Below are 24,744 nucleotides of genomic sequence, written 5' to 3'. Positions count from 1 at the left end.
GTAGTTTGAGTCACCTAATTTGATAGGTGACTTTTTTTAGAAAGAAATGGGAGATAACCATGATTATTAAATCAAATAGACTATATTTAAGAGCGCTTAAAAATGATGACCTAGATCATTTACACAAACTTCAGTCTAATGCAAACGTAATGAAATACATAACGAATCGTCCAAAATCAATGGAAGAGACTGAAAAGGAATTAAATAAGATTCTTCAAATGTATAAGGAGAAAAACACTAATTTTGAAGTGATGGCAGTTTGTAAAAATGAGACTAATGAATTGATTGGAACGAGTGCGGTCATTAAAAATGAAGCGGATGAGTTTGAAATAGGATACCGATTAGCCGAAGAAGAGTGGGGAAATGGTTATGGCTCTGAGATTGCTAGTTTAATAGAAGATTATTGTTTTGGAATCAGAAAGTTAAATTTTATAGTAGCTACCGTTGAAGCAAAAAATATATATTCAGTAAAAATCCTTGAGAAAATAGGATTTAATTTAATTTTAGAATCAATTGATGATGAAAATGGTGAATTAACTAAATATTATCGTAAAGACCGTCATAATTATTAGAAATCATCAAATTAGTTAAAAGGAGAATCTAATGGACTTTACTATCCATTTTGATGAATATCACTTTGCTTCTACGATCATTATTATGATAGTAAATTATATAACTCTTGGAATTTTATTTATTTGGATCTATCGAACAAATGAATTGAAGCCAGAAGTATGGAAGGCTATTATTTCATTAATTATAGGTTTATTTGTCTTTTGTATTAATTTAAATATTGAACAATACCGTATTGAAATACCAATTTTACCGCTTGGATATTGGATTTTAATGTGGATCTGTAAACGTAATGAACATCAGGAACGATGGGAAAAATATAGACGTTTTGCATGGGCTGGTTTTTTGATTAGATTTTTCTTTTTATTTACAAGTTTTTTGCAAATGTTGATTGATTCAGTTATTTATTAGTAGTTGATGTTCAAGCAATTGTTTTTCACTCCAATAATTATTAAAATAAGATTAATGTGCATTAACTGGAGGAAAAGGATGAAACGAAAAACAATTCATAATGTACTTTCAGCTTTAACGATTTCTATTTTATTAACAGGATGCAGTAACCAACAAGCTGAAACGAATAATACGAAGAACCATGAAAATCATGTCGATCATAATCAAACAAGTGATATTAGAGAACAAACAATTAATAAAGAAACTTTACCGAACTTTTTAGGCGAAAAAGAACAACAGATTCAACAAATCTATATGGTGGCAGCACAACATACAAATTTACTTAAAAATATTCCATGTTATTGTGGTTGTGGTGAAAGTGTAGGTCATAAGAGCAACTTAGATTGTTTTATTCATGAAGTAAAAGAAGATGGATCAATTGTGTGGGATAGCCATGCAACTTCATGCATCAACTGTATGGAGATTGCAGTGGAATCAGCAAAATTACAGCAAGAAGGAAAAACGCCGTTAGAAATTCGAAATTACATTGATAATAAATATAAAGAAGGATATGCCAAACCAACAAATACTCCAATGCCTCAAGAGCAGGGTTAGTTATTAGCATGAAAAGTCTAAAATAAAGAAGTAAAAAGTCAGACAGTTACTGAGAAATTCCAGTAACTGTCTGACTTTTTATCTATGCGCTTATTCCTGTACTAAAGCTCGATCAATCTTCGTAATATCTTCAAATAATGCCTGATGCTCTGTTTTATAAGGAGGAGTTGTACCTAATTTTTTTTCGATTAAAAAGGTAAATATTACGGCTACTAAGCAAATTCCCCAAAAAAGATATTCGATTAGAGTCATTAAATTTTCTCCTTTTGTATTCATTACTAATCATTTCTTTATCTTATGTAATATTCCTTTAAATTTTACAAATAATTCTTTGACACATATGAACAATCACTCATATAATATTTATATATAGTAAACATATGAATGATTGTTCATGTATTCATAGGAGGACAGTTTATGATAGAAGAAAAGAAGAAAGTTAACGAAGTTTGTGAAGAAGCTTGTCAACAAACGATTATGCACGAGGATATAATTCTTTCAGTAAAAGAAAGCATGTTAAATATTGAAACACTGACAGGAGTTGCAGAACTTTTTAAAGTTCTTGGAGATAAAACGAGAACGAGAATATTACATGCACTGAGTCAATCTGAGATGTGTGTTTGTGACCTAGCTCATTTATTAGAAATGACTCAATCATCTATATCACATCAGTTAAGAGTATTAAAACAAGCGCATTTAGTAAAAAATCGTAAAGAAGGTAAAGTAGTTTATTATTCGTTAGCAGATGATCATGTTACGCAAATTTTCAATCAAGCACTAGAACATATTTTAGAGGATTAATTTAGGTGTTTCTACCAGAGAGGAGTTGAGTTTGATGAGTAGGGGGCAAAGGCAAGTAAATAGTGAATTAAAATTAGAAGGACTTGATTGCGCTAATTGTGCAATGAAGATCGAAAAAGGAGTTTCTACACTTGAAGGCGTTGATGCATGTTCAGTTAATTTTGCAACATTAACAATGACAATTACAACGGGTGAGGAACAAAAAGAATCAGTTATAAAGAGTGCCAAAAATAAGATTCGTGTATTAGAACCGCATATTAACCCTGTTTCAAAAATGGATTCAAAACTTGGGCAAGAGAAGCAACAGAGAATGAATGCTGAAACAAAAAAACTAATTGTTAAATTAGGGATTGGTACTGCTTTATTAATTTTGGCTCAATTACTTAATGTACCAATACTTTATCAAATGATTATTTTTATAGCTGCCTATTTAATAGCGGGTGCTGACGTTGTTTTAAAAGCTATTCGAAATATTTTTAGAGGTCAAGTATTTGATGAGAATTTTTTAATGGGAGTAGCTACTATTGGTGCATTTATAATTGGCGAGTATCCTGAAGCTGTTGCTGTAATGCTATTTTATCAGCTAGGTGAATTATTCCAGAGCATTGCAGTGAATCGATCACGGAATTCGATTTCGAAATTAATGGATATACGTCCTGATTATGCTAATTTAAAAAACGGTGATAAAACTGAACAAGTATCTCCTGAAACGATTCAAATAGGTGATACTATAATCGTTAAACCTGGGGAAAGAGTTCCACTAGATGGTATTGTAAAAAGTGGAATTTCAAGTGTCGATACATCCGCATTAACAGGAGAGTCATTACCAAGAGAAATATTTGAAGGCGATGAAGTATTAAGTGGATTTATAAATGTTCAAGGTTTACTCGAAATTGAAGTGACGAAGGAATTTAATGAATCGACAGTATCGAAAATATTAGAACTTGTTCAAAATGCAACAAATAAAAAGGCACCTACTGAAAATTTTATCACTAAATTTGCGAAGGTTTATACACCTATAGTTGTTATTACAGCAGCTATTATTGCCATCATCCCACCAATTATTATACCTGGCGAAACATTATATGATTGGGTATATCGAGCATTAATTTTCCTAGTTATTTCATGTCCATGTGCTTTAGTTGTTTCAATTCCTTTAGGATTTTTTGGGGGAATCGGAGCAGCTTCAAAATCCGGAGTATTAGTAAAGGGAAGTAATTATTTAGAAGCATTAAATGATTTAAAATATATTGTGTTTGATAAAACTGGAACGTTGACTAAAGGGCAATTCCAAGTAAGCTCGATTATCCCTACACGTGGTCATTCAAAAGAGGATCTACTAGAATTAGCTGCTTATGGTGAGTTTTATTCCAATCACCCAATTGCTTTATCAATTCGTCAAAAATATGGTAAAGAAATTGTTGATGCAAAGCTATCTAACTATACTGAAATTGCAGGACATGGAATTAGTGTAATCATTAATGGGGATGAACTTTTAGTAGGAAATTCAAGACTAATGGAAAGTCATTCAATTTTATATGAACCAACGAGAGAAGTAGGAACAACAGTTTATTTAGCTAAAAATAATCAATATATAGGAGCAATTGTCATTGCAGATCAACTTAAAGATGATGCGAAAAGAGCTATACTTGAGCTTAAAAAAGTTGGAATTAAAAAGACTGTAATGTTAACAGGTGATTCTAAATCAGTTGCGAAAAGTATTGGTAAAGAATTAGCAATAGATGGTATCTATTCTGAACTTCTTCCACATCAAAAAGTAGAAAAGCTTGAACAAATAGAAAAAATGAAAACGACGAAAGAAAAAATTGCATTTGTTGGGGACGGTATTAATGATGCACCAGTTCTAGCTCGAGCAGACATCGGTATTGCAATGGGTGGTATTGGTTCAGATGCAGCAATAGAAGCTGCTGATGTTGTATTAATGTCGGATGAACCTTCAAAAATAGTAGATGCAATTAAAATCGCTAAGCGTACAAGACAAATTGTGTGGCAGAACATCTTTTTTGCTTTAGCAGTGAAAGGTTTTTTCTTATTACTAGGTGTAATCGGAATAGCTACAATGTGGGAAGCGGTCATTTCAGACGTTGGTGTTACTGTATTAGCGGTATTAAATTCGATGAGAGTATTAAGACTTAAATAAAGCTAAAAAACTCAGACTAACGAAATTAGTCTGAGTTTTTTCTTCTTACTTGAGCAGAGTGTTTTCTTTTTTTGATAAAAAGGAAGATAAATATTACCAATCCAATCGCTAAAATTCCATAAATAATACTTGAATACACATCCATATACTCAACAATATTCTCCCAAGAAGCACCTACTGATGCCCCAACTAAAACTAAAATTGTATTCCATATTAATGAGCCTAAAGTTGTAAATAACAAAAAGATCCAAAAATTCATTCGAGCCATTCCAGCTGGTATTGAAATTAAACTACGTATTAATGGAATTAGTCTACAGAAAAAGACTGTCCAAACCCCGTATTTTGAAAACCATTCGTCCGCTTTATGGACATCCTTTTTAGTTAAACGTAAAAAATGCCCCCAGCGATCTACGATTTTTTCTAACTTTTTTACGTCAAGTAAAGTACCAATCCAAAAAAGTATGACTGCTCCAATTACTGACCCTAAAGTTGAAAAGAAAATCACACCTATTTTAGATAGTGAAGATTGTGTAGTCATGAACCCACCAAACGTTAATATTACTTCGGAAGGAATTGGAGGAAATATGTTTTCTAATGCAATTAATAAAAAAATACCTAAATAGCCAAATGTATCCATTGTTTCAATAATCCAGTTTTGCATAAACTTACCTCAAGTTTGATTAGTATTTTTAAGACTTAATTAGAAATTTTTAATATTCCTTGTGAAAAAATATACTATGTAACTAGTGATTTAAGCAAGTAATTGTAAAACTACTTATGTAGACTTTGCACCTGTTGTTCATTTTGAAATAGCATTATAGAAGGCAAAATTAACAGACAAATTTAATGAAACTGAATTTATTTTTAAAAGTCAGAGGATTTAGATCAGTTAATAGAGAAATAAAGTAGATTAATATAAAAGCAGAAATTAGATTTGGTTACAATACTTCTCCTAAATCTGAAGAAAAGTAATTAGCTATCTAGGAATAATGGCTTTGTAAAAAAGGAGGATGGACATGTTTAAGGTTCAATTAAGTGAGGATTTATCAATCAATTTATTAACACCAAAATATGCAGCGACATTAGTAGAGGCGCTAAAGGAAAATCAAAACACATTAAAAGAATGGTTGGTTTGGGCTGAAAATATTCCATTGATAGAGGATTATCAAAAATCAATTATACCTATGTGGCTACAAAAATTTGCAGATAATAATGGTTTTGAAACAGGAATTTTTTATAAAAATGAACTAGTAGGTATGTTGGGATTACATTATATAGATTGGTCGAATCAAACAACTGAAATAGGCTATTGGTTATGTGAACAAGTACAAGGTAAAGGAATAATGACTCGTGCTGTTGAAGGATTAGTTTCATATTGTTACGATGAGCTTAATCTTAATCGAGTTGTTATTAGAGCAGCCGTTGAAAATGAGAAGAGCAGAGCAATTCCTGAACGTTTAAATTTTAAACAAGAAGGTATTCAAAGAGAAGCTCAACAAATTAGAGATAAGTATTATGATATAGCTGTCTATAGTATGTTGAAAAATGAATGGAAAAAGTAAATTAATAAATTTGCGTTAGCAAAAAGTGCTAACGCTTTTTTGTGGTGTAATAGAATTGGAGGAAGAAAAAAATGACTTATAATACAATCTTGTTCGATTTAGATGGTACATTGACAGATCCAAAGGTAGGGATTTTGAACTCGGTAAAACATGCATTGCAGAAAATGAATCAACCTATTCCATTAGAATCAGAGCTTTTAAAATTTATAGGACCACCTATTCAGCGATCTTTTTCTGAAATTTTTCAATTTAATGAAAAGGAAATGTTAAATGCAGTTCGTTTTTATCGCGAATATTTTTCGCAGAGTGGTATGATTGAAAATAATGTATATGGCGGGATTCGTGAACTTTTAAGCGATTTGCAAAAAGAGAAAAAAAGATTATATGTAGCGACTTCAAAACCAACGATTTTCGCAAAGAAAATATTGAGCCACTTCCAACTCGAACATTTCTTTATTGAAATTGTTGGAAGTGAACTAGATGGCACAAGAATCGATAAAGGCGAGATAATTGAGTATATTTTTGAAATGAATAATGATCTTTCAAAGAAAGATTCGGTAATGGTTGGGGATCGACTTCACGATATAATTGGTGCCAAAATCGCTAATATTGATGCAATTGGAGTAACTTACGGTTATGGAAGTGAATTGGAATTAACTAATGCAGGAGCAAATGCAATTGTTAATAATGTAGATCAGCTGAAAAGAATGTTATTAAATGATAGTAAGATAATGATGGCCAAATAAAGAAGGAGGAGTTTGATTGAAGAATGGAAAAATACATTATGCTTGGATTATTTTAATTGTTACTTTCTTATCCGTCATTATTGCTGCTGTAACAAATACGATGTCTGGAGTAATGATGATTCCTTTCGAAAAGGAATTCGGTTGGAGTAGAGCATCGATTTCAGGTGCGTTTGCGATTTGTATTACTCTTGTTGGATTCTCTGGTCCATTCATAGCGGGGTTATATCAAAAGTTTAGTGTTAGAAAAGTATTGCTAGTAGGTATGGGAACATTATTAACTGCTATTTTGCTAACAACAATTATGTCGCAAATATGGCATTTATTTATCATTTGGGGAATTATTATAGGATTAAGTGCAGGAACATTTTTGACTGTATTAAATGCGTATGTTGCAACAACATGGTTTGAAAAAAAGCGTGGTTTAGCGCTAGGTCTTTTAACTTCTAGTTCAGCAGCCGGTCAGCTTGTTTTCTTACCGCTTTTGGCATATATCGTTGAAAATTATTCTTGGAGAAATGCCGTTTTAACTATATTCTCTTTTGGTGTATTCATTTATGTTTTACTTTGGATTTTTATGAAAAACGATCCATCAGATGTTGGGATTTTACCTTTAGGGGCTGAGAAAAGTAATAAGAAACAAGCGAACAATGTTAATCCAGTGAAGGCAGCTTTTGATGGGTTAAAATTAGGCGCAAAATCGAAAGTTTTTTGGTTATTAGCGGGAAGTTTTTTTGTTTGTGGCTTTTCAACTAGTGGGTTGATCGGTACGCACTTTATTTCTCTTTGTATCGATTATGGATATAAAGAGGTTACAGCTGCTAGTATTTTAGCGTTCATGGGAATATTTAATATTATTGGAACGACTTTATCCGGATACATTTCCGATCGCTTTGATAATCGTTGGTTATTATTTTGGTATTATGGTTTAAGAGGATTATCATTACTAATTCTTCCTTTCGCTTTATCTACCAATTCAATCATTTATTTAAGTGCTTTTGCCATTTTCTATGGAATGGATTGGATTGCTACGGTTCCTCCAACTATTAAACTAGCGACGGATCATTTTGGTAAAGAGAAGGTAGGGGTAATCTATGGATGGATTTATACTGCCCATCAATTAGGTGCTGGAGCGGCAGCATATGGTGGAGGTTTAGTTTATTCCTGGTTAAATGCTTATCAATCAATCTTTATTGCAGCAGGAATCTTTTGTTTAGTCGCAACTTTATTTGTACTTAATATTAAAAAAAGAGCGGTGTTAAATCAAGATCTTTCTGCGTAGAGGAAAGTTAATAAAAATATTTTAATAATTGAGGTAGAATGTATGACCTATCTTTATAAAATAACAAAAGATAAATATAAAATAATGCGCGAGAAAAATTGTTTTTGGGAAGGTAAGGTTCGTAAAATTTGTGAGTTAGAAAAGATCGATTATGAGAAGCTTACTCGATTTTCGTACGGTGGAAATATTGTTTTTAGTGTAGATGGTCAAATTGTGATTAAATTATATCCTTCTTATGTGAATGACGAGTTCATAAAGGAGAAGCAAGTTCTTAAATTTTTAAATAGCCAATCATTATCTTTAGATATTCCAAAATTAATCTCAACTGGGCAATTTGAAGGTTGGAATTATTTAATAATGAGTGAACTAAAAGGGACACTTTTAATTGATATTTTTGATGAACTGTCGCTTGATGAGAAAAAGCAAATTGCGTTTGATTTAGGAAAAATAATAAGAGAAATCCATGACGCTACGATTTCAACAAAACAAGAAGATTATCATCATTGGAATCAATTTATGACGAATCAATTAGAGCAAGTAGAAAATCATCATAAAAATAACGGAATGAATGAGGAATTTGTTAACCAATTAACAAGCTATGTAGATGATAAAACATTTCAAGGAAATGAGCAGATTGTGCTATTAACCGGAGAATACACGCCATTTAATTTAATTATGAATAATGTAGATGGTATGTGGAGATTTACTGGATTAATTGATTTTGCTGATTGCTTTGTAGGAAACTCAAAATATGATTTACTTGGACCAATTGCGTTTATGTTTTACCCATTTGAAGGATTAAATAAAATTTTTCTAGAGAGCTATGGTTATTCGAATAACGAATTAAACGAAGGCTTACAAAAAGAATTAATGACTTATTTATTACTACATCGTTTTAGTAATATTAGTTTCTATCAAGAAAAGTCAGAAGTAGCTAAGAAAACTATTACGTTAAAAGAATTAGAAAATATATTCTTTAATTTTAAGTAAATAACAATATAAAGTGCATCGAGAATGGCTTGAATTAGTCAATTTCGATGCACTTTTTGTATTTAATTTAATGCAATTAAAAATGGATATAACTTAGCAGTCATTACATTCTTTTTAACAGCTGGATCATTTTGCATGATTTCCTCAGCATGCTGTAAGCTTTCTGTTGTTAAGATGACAATACCAAATTCAGCTTGTTCGGTTCTTCCTGCTAATGATACTGTCTTTTCTTTATTTAAGATTTCTAGATAATGAAAATGATCTGATACAATGTTTCGTTCTTCTTCCGTTGAATCATGTAAAAAAGTTGATCGAACTGGTTTTAAAACATAAATAAAGTTTTCCACTTAACACACATCCTATCGTATATACTAATTATACTATAGCATTTAATGACAGGGTGTGAGGAGATCAATATGAGGGAAATAATATCAGAAAAACTAAAACAAATAGAATCCGAACATGATGTGAAAATACTATTTGCAGTTGAGTCCGGTAGTAGAGCGTGGGGATTTCCATCTAAAGACAGCGATTATGATGTACGTTTTGTCTATGTTCATCGTCAAGATTGGTACTTAAGCATTGACCAAAAACGTGACGTAATTGAATATCCTATTAATGATCTACTTGACTTTAGTGGCTGGGACTTAAAAAAGGCCCTCAATCTTTTTGCGAAGTCCAACCCGGCCTTATTAGAATGGTTAAGGTCTCCAATTGTCTATCATGATGATTTAACGATTTCAGTAATATTAAGGGAAATTGGTAATGAAATTCTTTCTAAAAAGGCGTGTATTTACCATTATCTCCATATGGCCAAAGGGAATTACCGTGATTATTTGCAAGGAGAAGAGGTTAAGATTAAAAAGTATTTTTATGTATTAAGACCCATTTTAGCTTGTATGTGGATCCAAAAATACAATGAAATTCCTCCAATTTTGTTTGATGATCTTCTAGAGATGGAAGGGTTAGAACAGGAATTTTTAGAAGAGGTAGATAAGTTATTAATTCGAAAAAAACAAGGTGAAGAATTAGATTTAGAGCCTAGAAAAAAATCACTAAACGATTTTATTGAAAATAAAATTCAGTTTTTTGAAGAGTATGCTAAGGGAATTACTGAATCAAACAAGGTTAATATGCAGGATTTAAACGAACTATTTCGATCTACAATTGAACATTCATGGGAAAAATAGAATAGATTACACACTTTTTGGGAAAAATTTCTTTGTATTTTATCAAAGAAATTGGAGTGTGAATGAAGTTGGCAAATTTAGAAAGTTTATTAAATCAACAACTTGCAAACTGGAATGTGTTATATGTAAAATTACATAACTATCATTGGTATGTAAAAGGACAGAATTTCTTTACTCTACATGAAAAATTTGAATTGTATTATGATGATGCAAAAGTAATGGTAGATGATTTAGGAGAGCGGATTTTAACAATTGGTGCAAAACCAATTGCAACACTTCGTGAATACTTAGAAACGGCTACAATTAAAGAAGGTAATCATACGTTTTCTGCAGAAGAAATGGTAGCAGACCTGATTAAAGACTATGAAAAAGTTGTACAAGAATCGCGTGATGTGATCTCTATTGCAGAAGAAAGTAATGATCAAGAAACAGCTGATTTATTCCTAGGTAAGATTGCTGAAATAGAAAAGATGCTTTGGATGTTAAAATCTTTTCTTGGTAAATGAATAAATATTTAAATGGGTGAATTAACCAATTATGAAATATGATTGGTTAATTCATCTTTTTTTATTTCAACCGATTTCGTCAGCTTGTTTTATAGTGTTAAATAAGAGTTTTAAATGGTTTTGATGACGTTTTAAAATTATTAATAAAAATTTACTAAAAAAATCTAAAAAACCAATTGTATAATTATTTATATTTGTGTATAATCATTCATTATATAAGAATCTGAGCTTTTAAAAAAAGGGGATGGATTTATGAGTAAAGTATTAAAAGAAAACCATGTAAAGAAAAATGGTTATATTCAAAAGACAAAAGGGAATGTTACAAAAGGAAATTTTAGCTCTGTAAAATGGTCGGATTTTAAAGGGAAAAATTTTCTTTCAATAAGTGAGTTTTCATCAAGTGAATTATTATTCTTACTTGAAAAATCATTAGAGATGAAAAATATGCAAAAGGCGAAAGAGGCACATCCTTATTTAAAAAATAAAGTGCTAGGGATGATTTTTGAAAAAAATTCTACGAGAACGAGACTATCATTTGAAATCGCCATGATGCAATTAGGTGGTCATGCAATCTTTATGAGCAGTAAAGATTTACAGCTTGGTAGAGGAGAAACTGTTCATGATACGTCTAAAGTATTTTCTCGTTATGTAGATGGCGTAATGATTCGAGCAAATTCACATGAAATGTTGACCGAGTTTACTGAGCACTCATCAATTCCAGTTATTAATGGATTAACAAATCTTCATCACCCCGCTCAAATCATGGCTGATTTCTTAACGATTCTTGAACATAAAGGTAGATTAAAAGGTTTGAAGATTGCTTATGTAGGAGATGGAAATAATAACATCTGTCATTCGTTAATTGAGGGAGCGGCTAAGCTTGGTGTTTATTTAACGATTGCTTGTCCAAAAGGATATGAACCAAATAAAGTTGTACTTCAATCGATGAAGCATGTTTCAAAAACGACTGGCAGTGTTATTGAAGTAGTGAATAATCCTGTAGATGGTGTAAGTAGAGCTGATGTTGTAATAACGGATGTTTGGACCAGTATGGGGCAAGAGGAAGAAACTGAAATTCGCTTAAAAGATTTTAGCCCGTATCAAGTAAATGATCACTTATTAGAAAACGCAAAAGATGATTATTTATTCATGCACTGCTTACCTGCACATAGAGGAGAAGAAGTAACGGCTTCGGTAATTGATGGTAAGCATTCGGTAGTATTTGATGAAGCTGAAAATCGACTTCACGCTCAAAAAGCAATCTTAGTTGCATTAATGGGTAATTTATAATTCATTCTTATAGTCTATTAAATTTAAAAAATCTAATCGGGGGTAATAACATGGGAAATGAAAAAATAGTTTTAGCATATTCAGGTGGTTTAGATACATCAGTTTGTATTAAATGGTTACAGGAGAAATATAACTACGATGTGATCGCACTTTGTCTTGATCTAGGTGAAGGCAAAGATGTTGAAGCTGTTCGTCAAAAGGCGTTAAATTTAGGGGCAATTAAATCATATATGATCAATGTTAAGGACTTATTTGCAAATGAATATATTGTCCCCGCTCTAAAAGCGAATGCGTTATATGAAGGAAAATATCCACTATCATCTGCTCTATCAAGACCTTTAATTGCAAAATTATTAGTCGATGTAGCTCAGCAAGAAGGGGCAGTTGCGGTAGCACATGGTTGTACAGGAAAAGGAAATGATCAAGTTCGTTTCGAAGTTTCAGTTATGGCTTTGAATCCGAATTTAAAAGTAGTTGCGCCAGTTCGTGAATGGGGTATGACTCGTGATGAGGAAATACAATATGCACATGAAAATGGTGTACCCATTCCGGTCGATCTAGATAATCCATTCTCAATTGATGCAAATATTTGGGGAAGAGCTTGTGAAGCAGGTGTATTAGAGAATCCATGGAATGAAGCACCGGAAGAAGCTTTTGATTGGACAAATGCAATTGAAAATACTCCAGATGTTCCTGAATATATTGAAATTGAATTTTCAAAAGGTGTACCTGTTAGCTTGAACGGTCAGCCTATTGACCTAGTTCAACTAATTGAACAATTAAATGTTATTGGTGGAAAGCACGGTGTTGGAAGAATCGACCATATTGAAAATAGATTAGTAGGTATAAAATCACGTGAAGTTTATGAAAATCCGGCAGCACTAATTTTAATCAATGCTCATAAAGAATTAGAGTTCCTTACATTACCTCGTGAAGTGACAAATTTTAAAGTAAATATTGAACAACAATTTTCAAAAATGCTTTACGATGGATTGTGGTATTCACCTTTAATGGGTGCTTTAGATGCATTTGTAAATACAACACAAGAAACAGTAAGTGGTATTGTTCGTGTGAAATTATTCAAAGGCACTCATACAGTAGTGGGTAGAAAATCGGACACTAGTCTATATAATGAAGAACTTGCAACCTATTCAAAGGGTGATTTATTTGATCATAATGCAGCGGTAGGCTTTATTAAACTATGGGGATTACCAACTAAGGTATATAGTGAAGTTACACAGAAAAATACAGTTTTAAGTAAATAAAATATAGGGTGGATTAAGGAGGCAGTTATGTCAAAACTTTGGGGCGGACGTTTTACGAAGGAGACAAACCAATTAGTAGAAGAATTTACGGCATCAATTGAATTTGATCAAATAATGGCTAAAGAAGATATAGCTGGCAGTATTGCACATGCAACGATGCTTGGGGAATGTGGCATAATTGAAATCAATGAAGCTGAATTAATAATAGAAGGTCTAAATAATATATTAAAAAAAGTTGAGAAAAATGAGGTTGAATTTAGTACTGAAAATGAAGATATTCATATGAATATCGAAAGCTTGCTAATTGAAGAGATCGGTCCTGTAGGTGGAAAACTACATACAGGTCGTAGTCGAAATGATCAAGTAGCAACGGATATGCACCTTTTTTTAAAAAATAATACGTCCTCCGTTATTACTTTAATTGAAGAAGTACAAAATAAAATCGTTACGCAAGCAAAAAAGCATGTAAATACAATTATGCCTGGGTATACGCACTTACAAAGAGCACAGCCTGTTTCATTTGCACATCATTTACTGGCGTATTTTTGGATGCTTGAGCGTGATAAAAGCCGATTCAAAGATAGTTTAAAACGAGTAGATATTTCACCATTAGGTGCAGGTGCATTAGCTGGAACTACATTTCCAATTAACCGTCATCGTACCGCTGAATTACTTGGTTTTAGTGATATCTATCATAATAGTTTAGATGCAGTAAGTGATCGTGATTTTATCGTCGAGTTTCTTGCTAATTCGTCATTACTTATGACACATATTTCTAGACTATCAGAGGAGTTTGTCATTTGGTCTAGTCAAGAATTTCAGTTTATTGAATTAGACGATGCTTTTTGTACCGGCTCTAGTATTATGCCGCAGAAAAAAAACCCAGATGTACCAGAATTACTTCGAGGTAAAACAGGGAGAGTTTATGGTAGCTTAATCGGATTATTGACAGTTTTAAAAGGACTACCTTTAGCTTATAACAAGGACATGCAAGAAGATAAAGAAGGTATGTTTGATACTGTTTATACAGTTGTAGGAGCACTACAATTACTTTCGGGAATTATCGAAACAATGAAAGTAAACGAAAAACGTATGTATGAAGCAGTTAAAAATGATTATTCAAACGCTACTGACCTTGCTGATTACTTAGTTCGAAAAAATATTCCATTCCGTCAAGCTCATGAAATCGTTGGAAAAACTGTTCTCTATGCAATCGAGAATCATAAATTTCTTGGGGAATTAAAACTTGAGGAATTTAAGATGATTAATAATGTGTTTGAAGAAGATATTTACCATACATTAAATCCAAAAACGGTTATGGAGGCAAGAATTAGTGAAGGTGGAACTTCTACAAATGAAGTTTGGAAACAAATAATGAAAGCAGAAGAGTGTTTAAGCTTTACAACAAATATGGTATAATTTTCAAATTGAAAGCGTCCAATTTCTTTGGACGCTTTTTTGTGCTTCTATTTATAATAATTTTCTATTCATTATGCAAATACTAGAAGTAGTTACTAAAAAAAGGTAGGTATTATATGAGTAAGCAAGAAAAAAGTAAGGTATTTAGAGCATCAGAAGGTATAGCACATGCTGTTTTTGTAATGATCGGTATCGGCTCTTTACTTGAGAGTATTGGAAAAATTTTTCATTTTGAAGCTTTAATGACGATTGGATTTTCAACTAAGTTATTAATGGCACCAGCTATTGGTGCAGGTATAGCCGTTTTATTAGGTTCAAGTACGTTAATCATTTTTTCCGCTATGGCTGCTGCAATTATTGGTTCTGGAGCATTAGTAATGGTAGATACGGCAATGACCATAAAAATGGGTGAACCAGTCGGAGCATTATTATCAGCTTTAGTTGCCATTCTGATTGGAAAAGCTGTTCAAGGTAAAACGAAATTAGATTTAATGGTTGTACCTTTATTTGCCATCTTAATTTCAGGTTTAGTTGGATTATATTTATCAAAATGGATTTCTCCGATCTTAATAGCAGTTGGGAATTTTATTAAAGGTTCAACTGAAGGTTCGCCAATTATTGCTTCGATAGTATTAGCTGTAGTTTGGGGAATATTAATTGTTTCGCCTGCTTCCTCTGCAGCTTTAGCAATAGCATTAAATTTAGATGGAATTGCTGGCGGAGCTGCATTAGCAGGTTGTGCAGCACAATTTGTTGGTTTAGCTGTTATCTCTGCAAAAGAAAACAATCCAGGAAGTATTCTTGGTTTATTAATCATAACGCCGAAATTACAGCTACCAAATGTAACTAGAAATATTAAAATACTTATACCGACAACTGTAGCAAGTGCTGTCGCTGGACCGGTTTCTGCATTTTTATTTCATATTGAAGCACCAAAAGAAATCGCAGGTTTAGGATTATGTGCACTTGTTGCACCAATGAATTTATTAGCTACATATGGAAGTACGGTCATGATTCCTATGATTGTTACATACGTATTAGTACCGGGAATCGTTTCGTATATTGTGTACATATTCTTAAAACAAGCAAATATGATTAAACCAGGAGAGTTGAAAATATTATAAAAATAGAAAAATGAGTACTATTGTCAGTACTCATTTTTCTGTTTTTATTTATTAAATTATACTTTTATCGATCCATAAAAAATAACTTCAATCCGATTCCTGTAAAAATAGTACCTTGTGCTAGATTGATAATTTTAGATGATTTCTGATTTCGTAATAGTTTTTCTCCTAAGCTTCCTGCAAATATAGCTATAATAGAAAATACAATGAGAGTTAGTACCATAAAAGTTAAACCTAAAACGATCATTTGTAGAGGAACTGCCATACCGTTTTTGTCTATAAATTGAGGTAAAAACGCAAGGAAGAATAGAGAAACCTTTGGATTTAGTACATTCATTAAAAATCCTCGACGATATAAAGCTGGTAAAGTTTGTCTTTTGGGTTTCGTGAATGAGCCTACTTCATTACTTGAACGGAATGCATGGTAAGCTAAGTACAGTAAATAAAAAGCACCTAAGTATTTTAAAATGGAAAAAGCAACATCTGATTTATACAAAATCGCGGATAATCCAATTGAAGCAGCAAGTGTATGGATTGTAACCCCATAACAAAGGCCAAATGCCGTTGCAATTCCTTCTTTTTTTCCGTATGAAATGCTTTGTGCCATAACAAAAATATTATCCGGTCCAGGTGCTATAATTAATAATAAGGACACACCTATAAATGACAAGTAAATCGTTAAATCCAATGAAATACCTCCTATCAATTTTTGCTTGATTTTTATAATATACTTTAACATAAAAAAGACAGGGAAAATCAGGAAAAGATAGATTTTAAATGAGAGGTTAATATTAGTGAGAAGGAAAAAATGATAAATGGTGAGATGTATTTAGCGTGGGATGATCAATTGGTTGAGGAGAGAGTAAATGCTCGACGTTTGACGGAGGTAATCCAGCAAGAATTATCAAGGACATTAAATAATAGAAGCAAAAGTCCTTTTTAGAAAAGCTTAAGCGAGTAGGTATCTCTTTTAATACCGGAAATGGAGGCTGTATGATTTATTTTTTCATTTGTATATTACTAGGGTTTCTGTTGTTAGTTTATATGTTTAGAGAGGCTCATTTAAATATAGTAAGAAAACATGAATTTTCTTTTTCAAATTCTCCTCTTGAAAAGCCAATTAGACTATTTTTTATTTCAGATATTCATAGAAGAAAAATACATTCTTCTATTATAAAGCGAATGTCTAATCAAGTTGATCTTGTCATAATTGGTGGTGATCTTTTAGAAAAAGGAGTGCCACTAAAAAGAATTGAACAAAATATTCAAAAACTAAGTAGTCTTGGGAAAGTCTATTTTGTTTGGGGAAATAATGATATCGAAATTGAAAAGAAGGATTTAGAGGATATATTTAAAAAATGGAATGTAGTTGTATTGAAAAATTCATCTGTTACGATTAATCATTTCGAAAGAGAATGGACATTAATTGGAGTAGATGATTTGAAAACTGGGAAAGTGGATATCGATCTTGCCTTTCAAGGAGTTAATCAAAATACATTTAAGCTGTTAGTTAGTCATAATCCAAGAATTTTGAAGTTACTTAAGAAGGAACAAGGAGTATCACTTGTTTTAAGTGGTCATACTCATGGAGGGCAAATAAGGATTTTTGGTTATGGTCCTTATGAGGAAGGTAAAACGCATGTGTATGAGGGGATAACTCAAATAATAAGTAATGGATATGGAACGACGACTTTACCACTTAGATTAAATGCGAGACCTGAAAGTCATTATATTGAGATTAAGAGTATATAAAGTCATTAGAAAAGGAGATACATTCGTATCTCTTTTTTTATTTTAAAGACTTTTATATTTGTTTTTTTTTTTTTGATTAAAACTTAAACAAAAAATGTATGTAAAAATATTGTTGAAAAATTGTAATAATTATTAATAGATAACTAGAATTCTGTTATAAAAAAGTGAAAATTCCCCCAAATAAAAAATAACAGAAAATAAAGTTTTAAAAAGCTTTAAAGTAAATAGTGCTATAAATAGGATTTATTATCTGATTTTTTAATAGTTAATTTGGTGAAATTCCCCCAATTTACGACGCCGATTGTTAACGTTAAAATAAAAAAAAGAAAGAAAATTGTCAAAAAATTATAAAAATGGGGGAGAAAAGTGTGAGTAAAAAAAGCTTCAAGGTAAATTTAGCTAAAACAACGATCAGTGCGCTGGTAGTTAGCTCGTTGATTCCATTTAACGTACTAGCAGCTACATCAAAATCGAGCTCAGACAAAACAGTTATGGGTTCAATTGCACAAAACACAAGCACACCAGACTTAACAGCTGAGCAAATCGAAGCGTTAAACAAAGTGTCACCGAATAGTGACGTAAAGATTTCACCGAAAATTGACATCAAAACAACTCAACCAGTGCGTGTCATCGTTGAATTTAAACAAGCACCCGCAAAAATCAGTGTGCTGCAAAAATCAGTGGAAGGTGAAAAAACAACACTAAGCACTGAAACGAGCGCTGTGAAGGAATCGCATGAAGAGTTTAAAACATTTGTAAAAGGGTTAAAAACGAGTGCAAAACCAAATGGTGTATCAGCGTTAAGCATGACGCCTTCAGAGGAAAATGCTTCATCGGATGTATCTATTAAAATTACGCGCGAATATACTCACGCGTTAAACGGGGTGGCGATGACATTACCAGGAAATTTAGTCGAACGACTACTTGATTCAGGTGTCGTGAATCGTGTGTTACACGATGATATCGTCAAAATCGACCCAGCTGAAGCTAAACTTTCGGCGAACGAAGTGAGTGGAAGTGACTTAAAAGAAAACTACATTCCACTTCCAGGAATTGAAGACTTACACAAAAATGGCACAACGGGTCAAGGTATTAACGTTGGAGTTATTGATACAGGGGTTGATTACGACCACCCTGATTTAACAACGGTTTATAAAGGCTACCGTGCAAAACAAGGAGAAGATGCAAGTAAAGTAGACCCAACGAGTGTCAAAGGATGGGACTTTGTAGATAACGATGCCGATCCAATGGAAACAACAATTGACGATTGGAAAAAAGCAGGCGAACCAGACGGTACCTACGAACACTACATCACGTACCACGGTACACACGTTTCCGGAACGATTGCCGCACAAAGTAAAGCGAACGTAGAATTCCCAGCTCAAGGGGTAGCGCCAGGCGTGAACTTATACGATTATCGCGTACTTGGTCCATATGGTTCAGGGTACACGGATGCAATTATAGGTGGGATTGACAAAGCGGTGGCTGATGGCATGAAAGTCATTAACTTATCGCTAGGGGCACCAAGTAACGATCCATTATCGGCAGAAGCTATAGCAATCAACAACGCAACTCTTGCAGGTGTAACATGCGTTATTTCAGCTGGTAACTCTGGTCCAAAAGAAGGAACTTTAGGCACGCCAGGTGCATCCGCATTTGCGATTACGGTTGGGGCAAGTGATTTCGCGATGAGCATTCCAACGGCATCTGCAAAAGTAGATAATGAAACATTTACGAACTTCAAGTTACTTGGAAAAGGTTACAATGATCATATTGAAGACTTAGCAAACAAAACGTATGAATTTGTTGATGTTGGCTTAGGACAAGCGGACAATTTCAAAGATGCAAACGGGAATCCGATTGATTTAAGCGGAAAAGTAGCGCTCATTACACGTGGGACGATCGGCTTAAACGAAAAAATCGTAAATGCCGCAAAAGCTGGCGCAGTCGCAGCAATCATCACAAACAACATTGACGGGGACATCGACAATTACTTAGCAAGTGACGTGGGCTTTATCCCAACTTTCCGCTTTACAAAAGCAGACGGTGAACGCCTACGTGCGACAGGAAGTCACTCGATTACATTTACGAGTACGGGTTCAGTAGTTGTAGACGGAAACCGCTTAGCAAGCTTTAGCTCAAGAGGTCCAGTTGCGGCTACGTACGATATCAAACCAGATATCGTGGCACCAGGGGTGTCAGTTTACTCAACATACCCATACTTTGTGCATTCACCAGGAAAAGTCGATTACAGTAACGCGTATGCACGTATTTCGGGTACGTCGATGGCATCACCACACATCGCTGGGGTTGCAGCACTGATTTTACAAGCGCACCCAAATTATACACCAGCTGATGTAAAAGCAGCGATTACAAATAGTGCAGGCAAATTAAATGGCAACTACTCTGTGTACGAGCAAGGAGCAGGTCTTGTTGACGTGGCAAAAGCTGTGAAAAACGATGTATCGTTTAAAGCACAAGATAAAACTGTACAGATTAATGCTTCAGGTGGTAGTGAGACGATAGATTATGAAAAAGGTTCGTTGACATTTGGTGCGGTGTACAAAAAAGACGGTGAGGTCAACACGGGCAATCGTACAGTCAAAGTTACAAATCGTGGCAACAAAGACAAAACGTTTGATATCTCAGCAGAGTTCATGAAACCAAGTGCAGCGGTGAATGATGCAGGTGAAAACGGCGTGACGTTCTCCGCAAGTTCATCAACTGTGACGGTAAAAGCTGGCGAAACAACGAATTTCACAGCAACGGTCAACGTACCAGACACGGCAGCATTTGGTCGTTACGAAGGGTATGTGAACATCGTGAACCATGATGTTCCAAGTGAGACGTATCGCATGCCATTGGCTATTCGCAAGGTAGAAAAAGGTATTAGCAATATACAAATGGATAATCCGGCAGCCCCAACCCGACAACCGGTAATCTATTCGGACTTCAACGGCTTTTCAGGTCGCCAACTAAAGTTCCGTTTTAACAGTCCAATGAAGTATTTCTGGATCGTTATTTATGACAAAGACGGCAATCCAATCGGTGCAGCAACGGATTCCCCATTAAATGTGAGTAGTGCTCCAACCGATACTGATCTTATTGCAAGCATTGACCCAAGCACATACTATCCGTTTATTGGAGATCCAAAACTGGAAAGAGCAAATATGTTCACAAAAGCAGCATTACCAGAAGGGCAATATACGTTAAAAATACGTGCAACTGATACGACTAACATGTTTGCAAAAACGTATGAAAAATCACAACTGTTTGTAGTTGATAACACGCTGCCGACGTTAACCTATAAGGACCATAAACCTGGCGTGTACGAGTTAGAAGATAAAGATTTTACTGATGAAATACAAAATGGTAACACATACAATGCATTCTGGGTACACACAAATCTATGGGATGAAGGGACAGCGAAACTTGCTCCACTTGGAATAACGCAGTCAGCGAATATTTTATGGTACTATCACAATAGTATTGGGTACCCAGATGGTGATTTCCCAGTTGATGCAAATGGCGATGCAAAATTCGGTATTGAAAAATCCGATATCGAAAATGGTCCAGCAACAATTACGTTAATGCCAAGTGATGCAGCACATAACGTGGAGCTTATCAATGATTTCCATGAGTACGCGTTTATCAAAAAAGGATCACCGTATATGGTGCCAACTTATGACAAACAAAAAGTTTCCTTAAACGATACAATCACGATGACGTTAAACTTAAACAACGTGAAAGATATGATGTCAGGCACTTTTAATTCAATGTACTACCATAAATATCTTGAGTTACAAGGCGTAACAGTCAACCCAGAATTCCAAAAGTGGGCAGACCAAAACGGCGTGAAGGTTAATGTGGATACACCAGTGAAAACACCAGATAAGTTATACACAGATAACGCAACTGACGTCAATGTTGGAGCACATTTAACAGGTGGAACAGACTTTAAAGGATTCAACGGCGATAGTCCATTTTTAGATGTGACATTCAAAGTGACAAATGACGCATGGGATATTATGGCATCGAAATTGACACCAGATGATGACACAACAACATTTAGTATGACACAATACGGCACAGATGAAACAAAAGAGATTCCAGCATTTAGCCGTTTAAATCAATTCCAAATCATTCCGAAGCATTCACAAATACAATCGTACGTGAAACTTCAAGGGCTTAAAAATAACTTCACAGTGAAGTTGGATAGCATTGGCGCTAAAGGGTATGCACAACTAACGGACGGAACGAAAATACAAGGTACAATTGATAGTTATGGCTACATCGATATCAAAGGCATTCCACTTTCAAAAGATCCAATCAAGTTCATTGTGGAAGGACCAGGTCACTTAAAGAGCATACAATCTATCACACTTGGTAAAAAATCTCCATGGGGTGACGATATTGCAGAGTATAAATACATCGGAAACCTCCAACCTTACGGAGCAGCTGGTGATGTGAACGGCGACGGCGTGATAGACGTCTTAGACGTGAAACAAGTTGCGAAAATATTTGGAGTGCAAAATACAACAAAATTCAATATCGAAGATCTAAACCAAGATGGTATTGTCGATAAGCAAGATATGAATTTCTTAGTAAGTAACTTGTATAAATCAAACCCAGATTCCTTAATCACACCAAAAGAAATGGTAGATGGAAAATACGCAACTGATTACTTTAACGTACTTGGTATTGCAACAAGCGTAAACACATTCAAAACTGTAGATAGCAGTGCACACAAAGCAACGTTTACTTGGAACCCAGCCGTTGATGCAACAGCGATCAAAATCCAACAGTCAACGAATAATGGATCAAGCTGGCAAACCGCAACAACAGACGGCACATTGTCTGTAACGGACGGCAAAATAACGGTAACTGGCTTAGCTGAAAACACGAATTATCAGTTCCGTGTATCGATTACAGGCGGCTTAAACGAAGGAGTGTCAAATGCAGTAACTCTTACAACTAGTGTTGTGCCGACACCTAATGCACCAGTTTTAAAAGGATTAGGTAACGGCGAAAATGTAATCACAGGAAAAGCAGATCCAAACGTCACAATCACAGTGAAGAACGGTGAAAACGTCGTTGCAACTGGTAAAACAAATGAGGCTGGCGATTTCAGCTTGAACATTGATAAGCAAGCAGTTGGAACAGTATTAAGTATTACAGCAAAGAATGATGACAACAAAGTCAGCCCAGTTACAACAATTACAGTGAGTGACAACGTGTCACCAGATGCACCAGTAGCTGACAAAGTGGGCGATAACAGTAAGACTGTTACAGGTAAGACAGAAGCAGGTTCAAATGTAGTTGTTCGAAATAATGAAGGTATACTTGGAAGTGCAAAAGCGGATGGAAAAGGAAACTATTCAGTTACGATTACTCCGCAAAAAGCAGGTACAACTCTTTATGTAAGTTCAACAGACACATCAGGAAATGTGAGCAAGGAAATAACGGTTTTAGTTACTGACATGACAGCGCCTCTTGTACCGATTGTGAATGCTGTTACAGACCATGATACGCTTATTTCTGGAACTGTAGAGGGCTACGGTACGGTTACTGTGAAAGCAGATGGAAAGGTAATCGGTACAGAGGATGCGAACAAAGCAGGCAAGTTCTATATTGAAACTAAGCCACTTGTTGGAGGCACTGAATTAACGGTAACGGTGTCTGACGCGTCAGGAAACGTGAGTGCGCCAACAACTGTTAAAGTTTTAGACAAAACAGCTCCAAATGCACCAACTATTATACCAATTGGTGATAACGAGGCAGTATTAACAGGTAAAACAGAAACAAACGCAACAGTTACAGTAAAAAATGGTAATACGGAAATTGGAACTGGAAAAGCAGATTCAAAAGGTATGTATAAAATTCAAATAGGTAAGCAAAAAGCAGGAACAATTCTTACTGTAACGGCTAAAGATTTAGCAGGAAATGAAAGTGCAACTTCTAATACAACAGTATTAGACAAAACAGCACCAACTATTATTGTAATTAATCCTATTGGTGATAATGTAACAGTACTAACGGGTAAAACAGAGACAAATGCAACAATTACAGTAAAAAATGGTAATAACGAAATCGGATCTGGAAAAGCAGATTCAAACGGATTATTTGAAATTCAAGTAGGCAAACAAAAAGCAGGAACAATTCTAACTGTAACTGCAAAAGATTTAGCTGGAAATGTGAGTGCAGCTTCAAATACAACAGTATTAGACAAAACAGCTCCTACTATTGTCATTCATTCAATTAGTGATAATGAAACAGAAATAACAGGTAGTACAGAAGCTGGGGTAACAGTTATAGTAAAAAATGATAATAAAGTAATTGGAACAGGTAAAGCATATTCAAACGGGTATTATCTAGTTCAAGTAGGTAAACAAAAAGCAGGAACAATTCTATCTGTAACTGTAAAAGATCAAGCAGGAAATGAAAGTAATGTTTTCCATGTAGTTGTCTTGGACAAAACTGCACCTGCAGTACCTGTGATAAATTCAATTAGTGATAAAGATGTGGCATTAACTGGTAAAACAGAAGTTAATGCAACGATCACTGTGAAAATTGGTACGAATGTGATTGGTACAGGAAAAGCAGATTCAAACGGTTCTTACAAAATTCAAATAGGTAAGCTAAAAGCAGGAACAATTCTTTCAGTAACTGCGAAAGATCAAGCAGGAAATGAAAGTGGTTCAGCTAGAACAACAGTATTAGACCGTACAGCTCCGAACAAACCAGTGATTACAAGTGTATCTGTAAGTTCTAAAACAGGGATTCAAGTTAATGGTAAAGCAGAAGCGAATGCTAAAATCGTAATCTCTATCGGCACTAAAGTAGTAGCGAATGTAAATGCATCAAGTAATGGTACATTTGCTGCGAAATTACCTAAACAAAAAGCAGGTAAACTAACGATTACTATTTACGCAGTCGATAAAGCTGGAAATAAGAGCGGTACAGTATCACGTCAGATTACTGTAAAGTAAGACCATTCAAAAAGGGTGTTTAAATTTTGAAATGAATAATCTCCCTTTTTGATCCAAGGCTATGTTTACTTTATTTTAGGGTAGAATCAAAACAA

At 34.1% G+C, this 24,744-nt stretch carries 22 protein-coding genes; 18 read left to right on the top strand and 4 right to left on the bottom strand.

Annotated features, from left to right (window positions below):
* Positions 1–59 precede the first annotated feature (59 nt).
* From B6K90_RS07810 to B6K90_RS07800, 3 genes are all read left to right on the top strand, one after another.
* Positions 60–572 (top strand): GNAT family N-acetyltransferase, encoded by a 513-nt coding sequence (locus B6K90_RS07810; RefSeq protein WP_088012173.1) that lies wholly within the window; start codon positions 60–62, stop codon positions 570–572.
* Positions 573–603: 31 nt separating this feature from the next.
* Positions 604–981 carry a hypothetical protein gene (locus tag B6K90_RS07805; RefSeq protein WP_088012172.1) on the top strand — a complete coding sequence of 126 codons (378 nt, stop codon included), beginning with the start codon at positions 604–606 and terminating at the stop codon, positions 979–981.
* 78 nt (positions 982–1,059) lie between these two features.
* On the top strand, positions 1,060–1,575 hold the full coding sequence (locus B6K90_RS07800; protein ID WP_235821748.1) for a PCYCGC domain-containing protein: 516 nt from the start codon (positions 1,060–1,062) through the stop codon (positions 1,573–1,575).
* 90 nt (positions 1,576–1,665) lie between these two features.
* On the opposite strand, the gene B6K90_RS23650 is transcribed toward B6K90_RS07800, so the two are convergent.
* Positions 1,666–1,827, bottom strand: coding sequence for a hypothetical protein (locus tag B6K90_RS23650; RefSeq protein ID WP_167555307.1), 162 nt, complete (start codon positions 1,825–1,827; stop codon positions 1,666–1,668).
* Between the two features lie 165 nt (positions 1,828–1,992).
* On the opposite strand from B6K90_RS23650, the gene B6K90_RS07795 reads away from it, so the two are divergent.
* Both B6K90_RS07795 and B6K90_RS07790 read left to right on the top strand, forming a co-directional pair.
* Complete coding sequence (locus tag B6K90_RS07795; protein ID WP_088012171.1) at positions 1,993–2,376, top strand: ArsR/SmtB family transcription factor; 384 nt, start codon at positions 1,993–1,995, stop codon at positions 2,374–2,376.
* 34 nt (positions 2,377–2,410) lie between these two features.
* Positions 2,411–4,537 carry a heavy metal translocating P-type ATPase gene (locus B6K90_RS07790; RefSeq protein ID WP_088012170.1) on the top strand — a complete coding sequence of 709 codons (2,127 nt, stop codon included), beginning with the start codon at positions 2,411–2,413 and terminating at the stop codon, positions 4,535–4,537.
* 25 nt (positions 4,538–4,562) lie between these two features.
* Here the strand turns inward: B6K90_RS07790 and B6K90_RS07785 are convergent, their stop codons facing one another.
* Positions 4,563–5,198, bottom strand: coding sequence for a DedA family protein (locus B6K90_RS07785; RefSeq protein WP_088012169.1), 636 nt, complete (start codon positions 5,196–5,198; stop codon positions 4,563–4,565).
* A gap of 355 nt (positions 5,199–5,553) precedes the next feature.
* Here B6K90_RS07785 and B6K90_RS07780 point away from each other — a divergent pair, with 355 nt between their 5' ends.
* The 4 genes from B6K90_RS07780 to B6K90_RS07765 all read left to right on the top strand — a co-directional run bounded on the left by B6K90_RS07780 (position 5,554) and on the right by B6K90_RS07765 (position 9,114).
* Positions 5,554–6,099 carry a GNAT family N-acetyltransferase gene (locus tag B6K90_RS07780; protein ID WP_088012168.1) on the top strand — a complete coding sequence of 182 codons (546 nt, stop codon included), beginning with the start codon at positions 5,554–5,556 and terminating at the stop codon, positions 6,097–6,099.
* 71 nt (positions 6,100–6,170) lie between these two features.
* Positions 6,171–6,845, top strand: a complete 675-nt coding sequence (locus B6K90_RS07775) for an HAD family hydrolase (RefSeq protein WP_088012167.1) — start codon at positions 6,171–6,173, stop codon at positions 6,843–6,845.
* Positions 6,846–6,861: 16 nt separating this feature from the next.
* The gene (locus tag B6K90_RS07770) at positions 6,862–8,124 is read left to right on the top strand and encodes an MFS transporter (protein WP_088012166.1); all 1,263 of its coding nucleotides are present in this window, start codon (positions 6,862–6,864) and stop codon (positions 8,122–8,124) included.
* A 42-nt stretch (positions 8,125–8,166) separates the two neighbouring features.
* A complete protein-coding gene (locus B6K90_RS07765; protein WP_088012165.1) occupies positions 8,167–9,114 on the top strand; it encodes an aminoglycoside phosphotransferase family protein in 948 nt (315 codons plus the stop codon).
* 62 nt (positions 9,115–9,176) lie between these two features.
* Here B6K90_RS07765 and B6K90_RS07760 read toward each other — a convergent pair whose 3' ends face one another.
* Complete coding sequence (locus tag B6K90_RS07760) at positions 9,177–9,461, bottom strand: YciI family protein (RefSeq protein ID WP_088012164.1); 285 nt, start codon at positions 9,459–9,461, stop codon at positions 9,177–9,179.
* A 69-nt stretch (positions 9,462–9,530) separates the two neighbouring features.
* On the opposite strand from B6K90_RS07760, the gene B6K90_RS07755 reads away from it, so the two are divergent.
* The 6 genes from B6K90_RS07755 (at position 9,531) to B6K90_RS07730 (ending at position 15,908) form a co-directional block, all read left to right on the top strand.
* Complete coding sequence (locus B6K90_RS07755; protein ID WP_088012163.1) at positions 9,531–10,304, top strand: nucleotidyltransferase domain-containing protein; 774 nt, start codon at positions 9,531–9,533, stop codon at positions 10,302–10,304.
* Positions 10,305–10,366: 62 nt separating this feature from the next.
* On the top strand, positions 10,367–10,810 hold the full coding sequence (locus B6K90_RS07750) for a Dps family protein (protein ID WP_088012162.1): 444 nt from the start codon (positions 10,367–10,369) through the stop codon (positions 10,808–10,810).
* A gap of 252 nt (positions 10,811–11,062) precedes the next feature.
* A complete protein-coding gene (argF, locus tag B6K90_RS07745; RefSeq protein ID WP_088012161.1) occupies positions 11,063–12,100 on the top strand; it encodes an ornithine carbamoyltransferase in 1,038 nt (345 codons plus the stop codon).
* Positions 12,101–12,150: 50 nt separating this feature from the next.
* Positions 12,151–13,365, top strand: a complete 1,215-nt coding sequence (locus B6K90_RS07740; protein ID WP_088012160.1) for an argininosuccinate synthase — start codon at positions 12,151–12,153, stop codon at positions 13,363–13,365.
* Positions 13,366–13,392: 27 nt separating this feature from the next.
* Positions 13,393–14,784: an argininosuccinate lyase gene (gene argH / locus B6K90_RS07735; protein WP_088012159.1), complete on the top strand. Its 1,392-nt coding sequence runs from the start codon at positions 13,393–13,395 to the stop codon at positions 14,782–14,784.
* Positions 14,785–14,900: 116 nt separating this feature from the next.
* Positions 14,901–15,908 (top strand): PTS transporter subunit IIC, encoded by a 1,008-nt coding sequence (locus tag B6K90_RS07730; RefSeq protein WP_088012158.1) that lies wholly within the window; start codon positions 14,901–14,903, stop codon positions 15,906–15,908.
* Between the two features lie 64 nt (positions 15,909–15,972).
* On the opposite strand, the gene B6K90_RS07725 is transcribed toward B6K90_RS07730, so the two are convergent.
* Positions 15,973–16,596, bottom strand: coding sequence for a LysE family translocator (locus tag B6K90_RS07725; protein WP_088012157.1), 624 nt, complete (start codon positions 16,594–16,596; stop codon positions 15,973–15,975).
* A 120-nt stretch (positions 16,597–16,716) separates the two neighbouring features.
* Between B6K90_RS07725 and B6K90_RS24430 the strand changes: the two genes are divergently transcribed.
* The 3 genes from B6K90_RS24430 (at position 16,717) to B6K90_RS07710 (ending at position 24,649) form a co-directional block, all read left to right on the top strand.
* A complete protein-coding gene (locus B6K90_RS24430; RefSeq protein ID WP_088012156.1) occupies positions 16,717–16,851 on the top strand; it encodes a maltose acetyltransferase domain-containing protein in 135 nt (44 codons plus the stop codon).
* A 50-nt stretch (positions 16,852–16,901) separates the two neighbouring features.
* Positions 16,902–17,660 carry a metallophosphoesterase gene (locus tag B6K90_RS07715; protein ID WP_235821747.1) on the top strand — a complete coding sequence of 253 codons (759 nt, stop codon included), beginning with the start codon at positions 16,902–16,904 and terminating at the stop codon, positions 17,658–17,660.
* A gap of 368 nt (positions 17,661–18,028) precedes the next feature.
* A complete protein-coding gene (locus tag B6K90_RS07710; RefSeq protein ID WP_167555306.1) occupies positions 18,029–24,649 on the top strand; it encodes an Ig-like domain-containing protein in 6,621 nt (2,206 codons plus the stop codon).
* Positions 24,650–24,744: the final 95 nt, after the last annotated feature.

The sequence above is a fragment of the Gottfriedia acidiceleris genome (assembly GCF_002128425.1).
Lineage (GTDB): Bacteria > Bacillota > Bacilli > Bacillales > Bacillaceae_G > Gottfriedia > Gottfriedia acidiceleris.
This window is presented reverse-complemented; position numbering and strand designations above follow the sequence as displayed.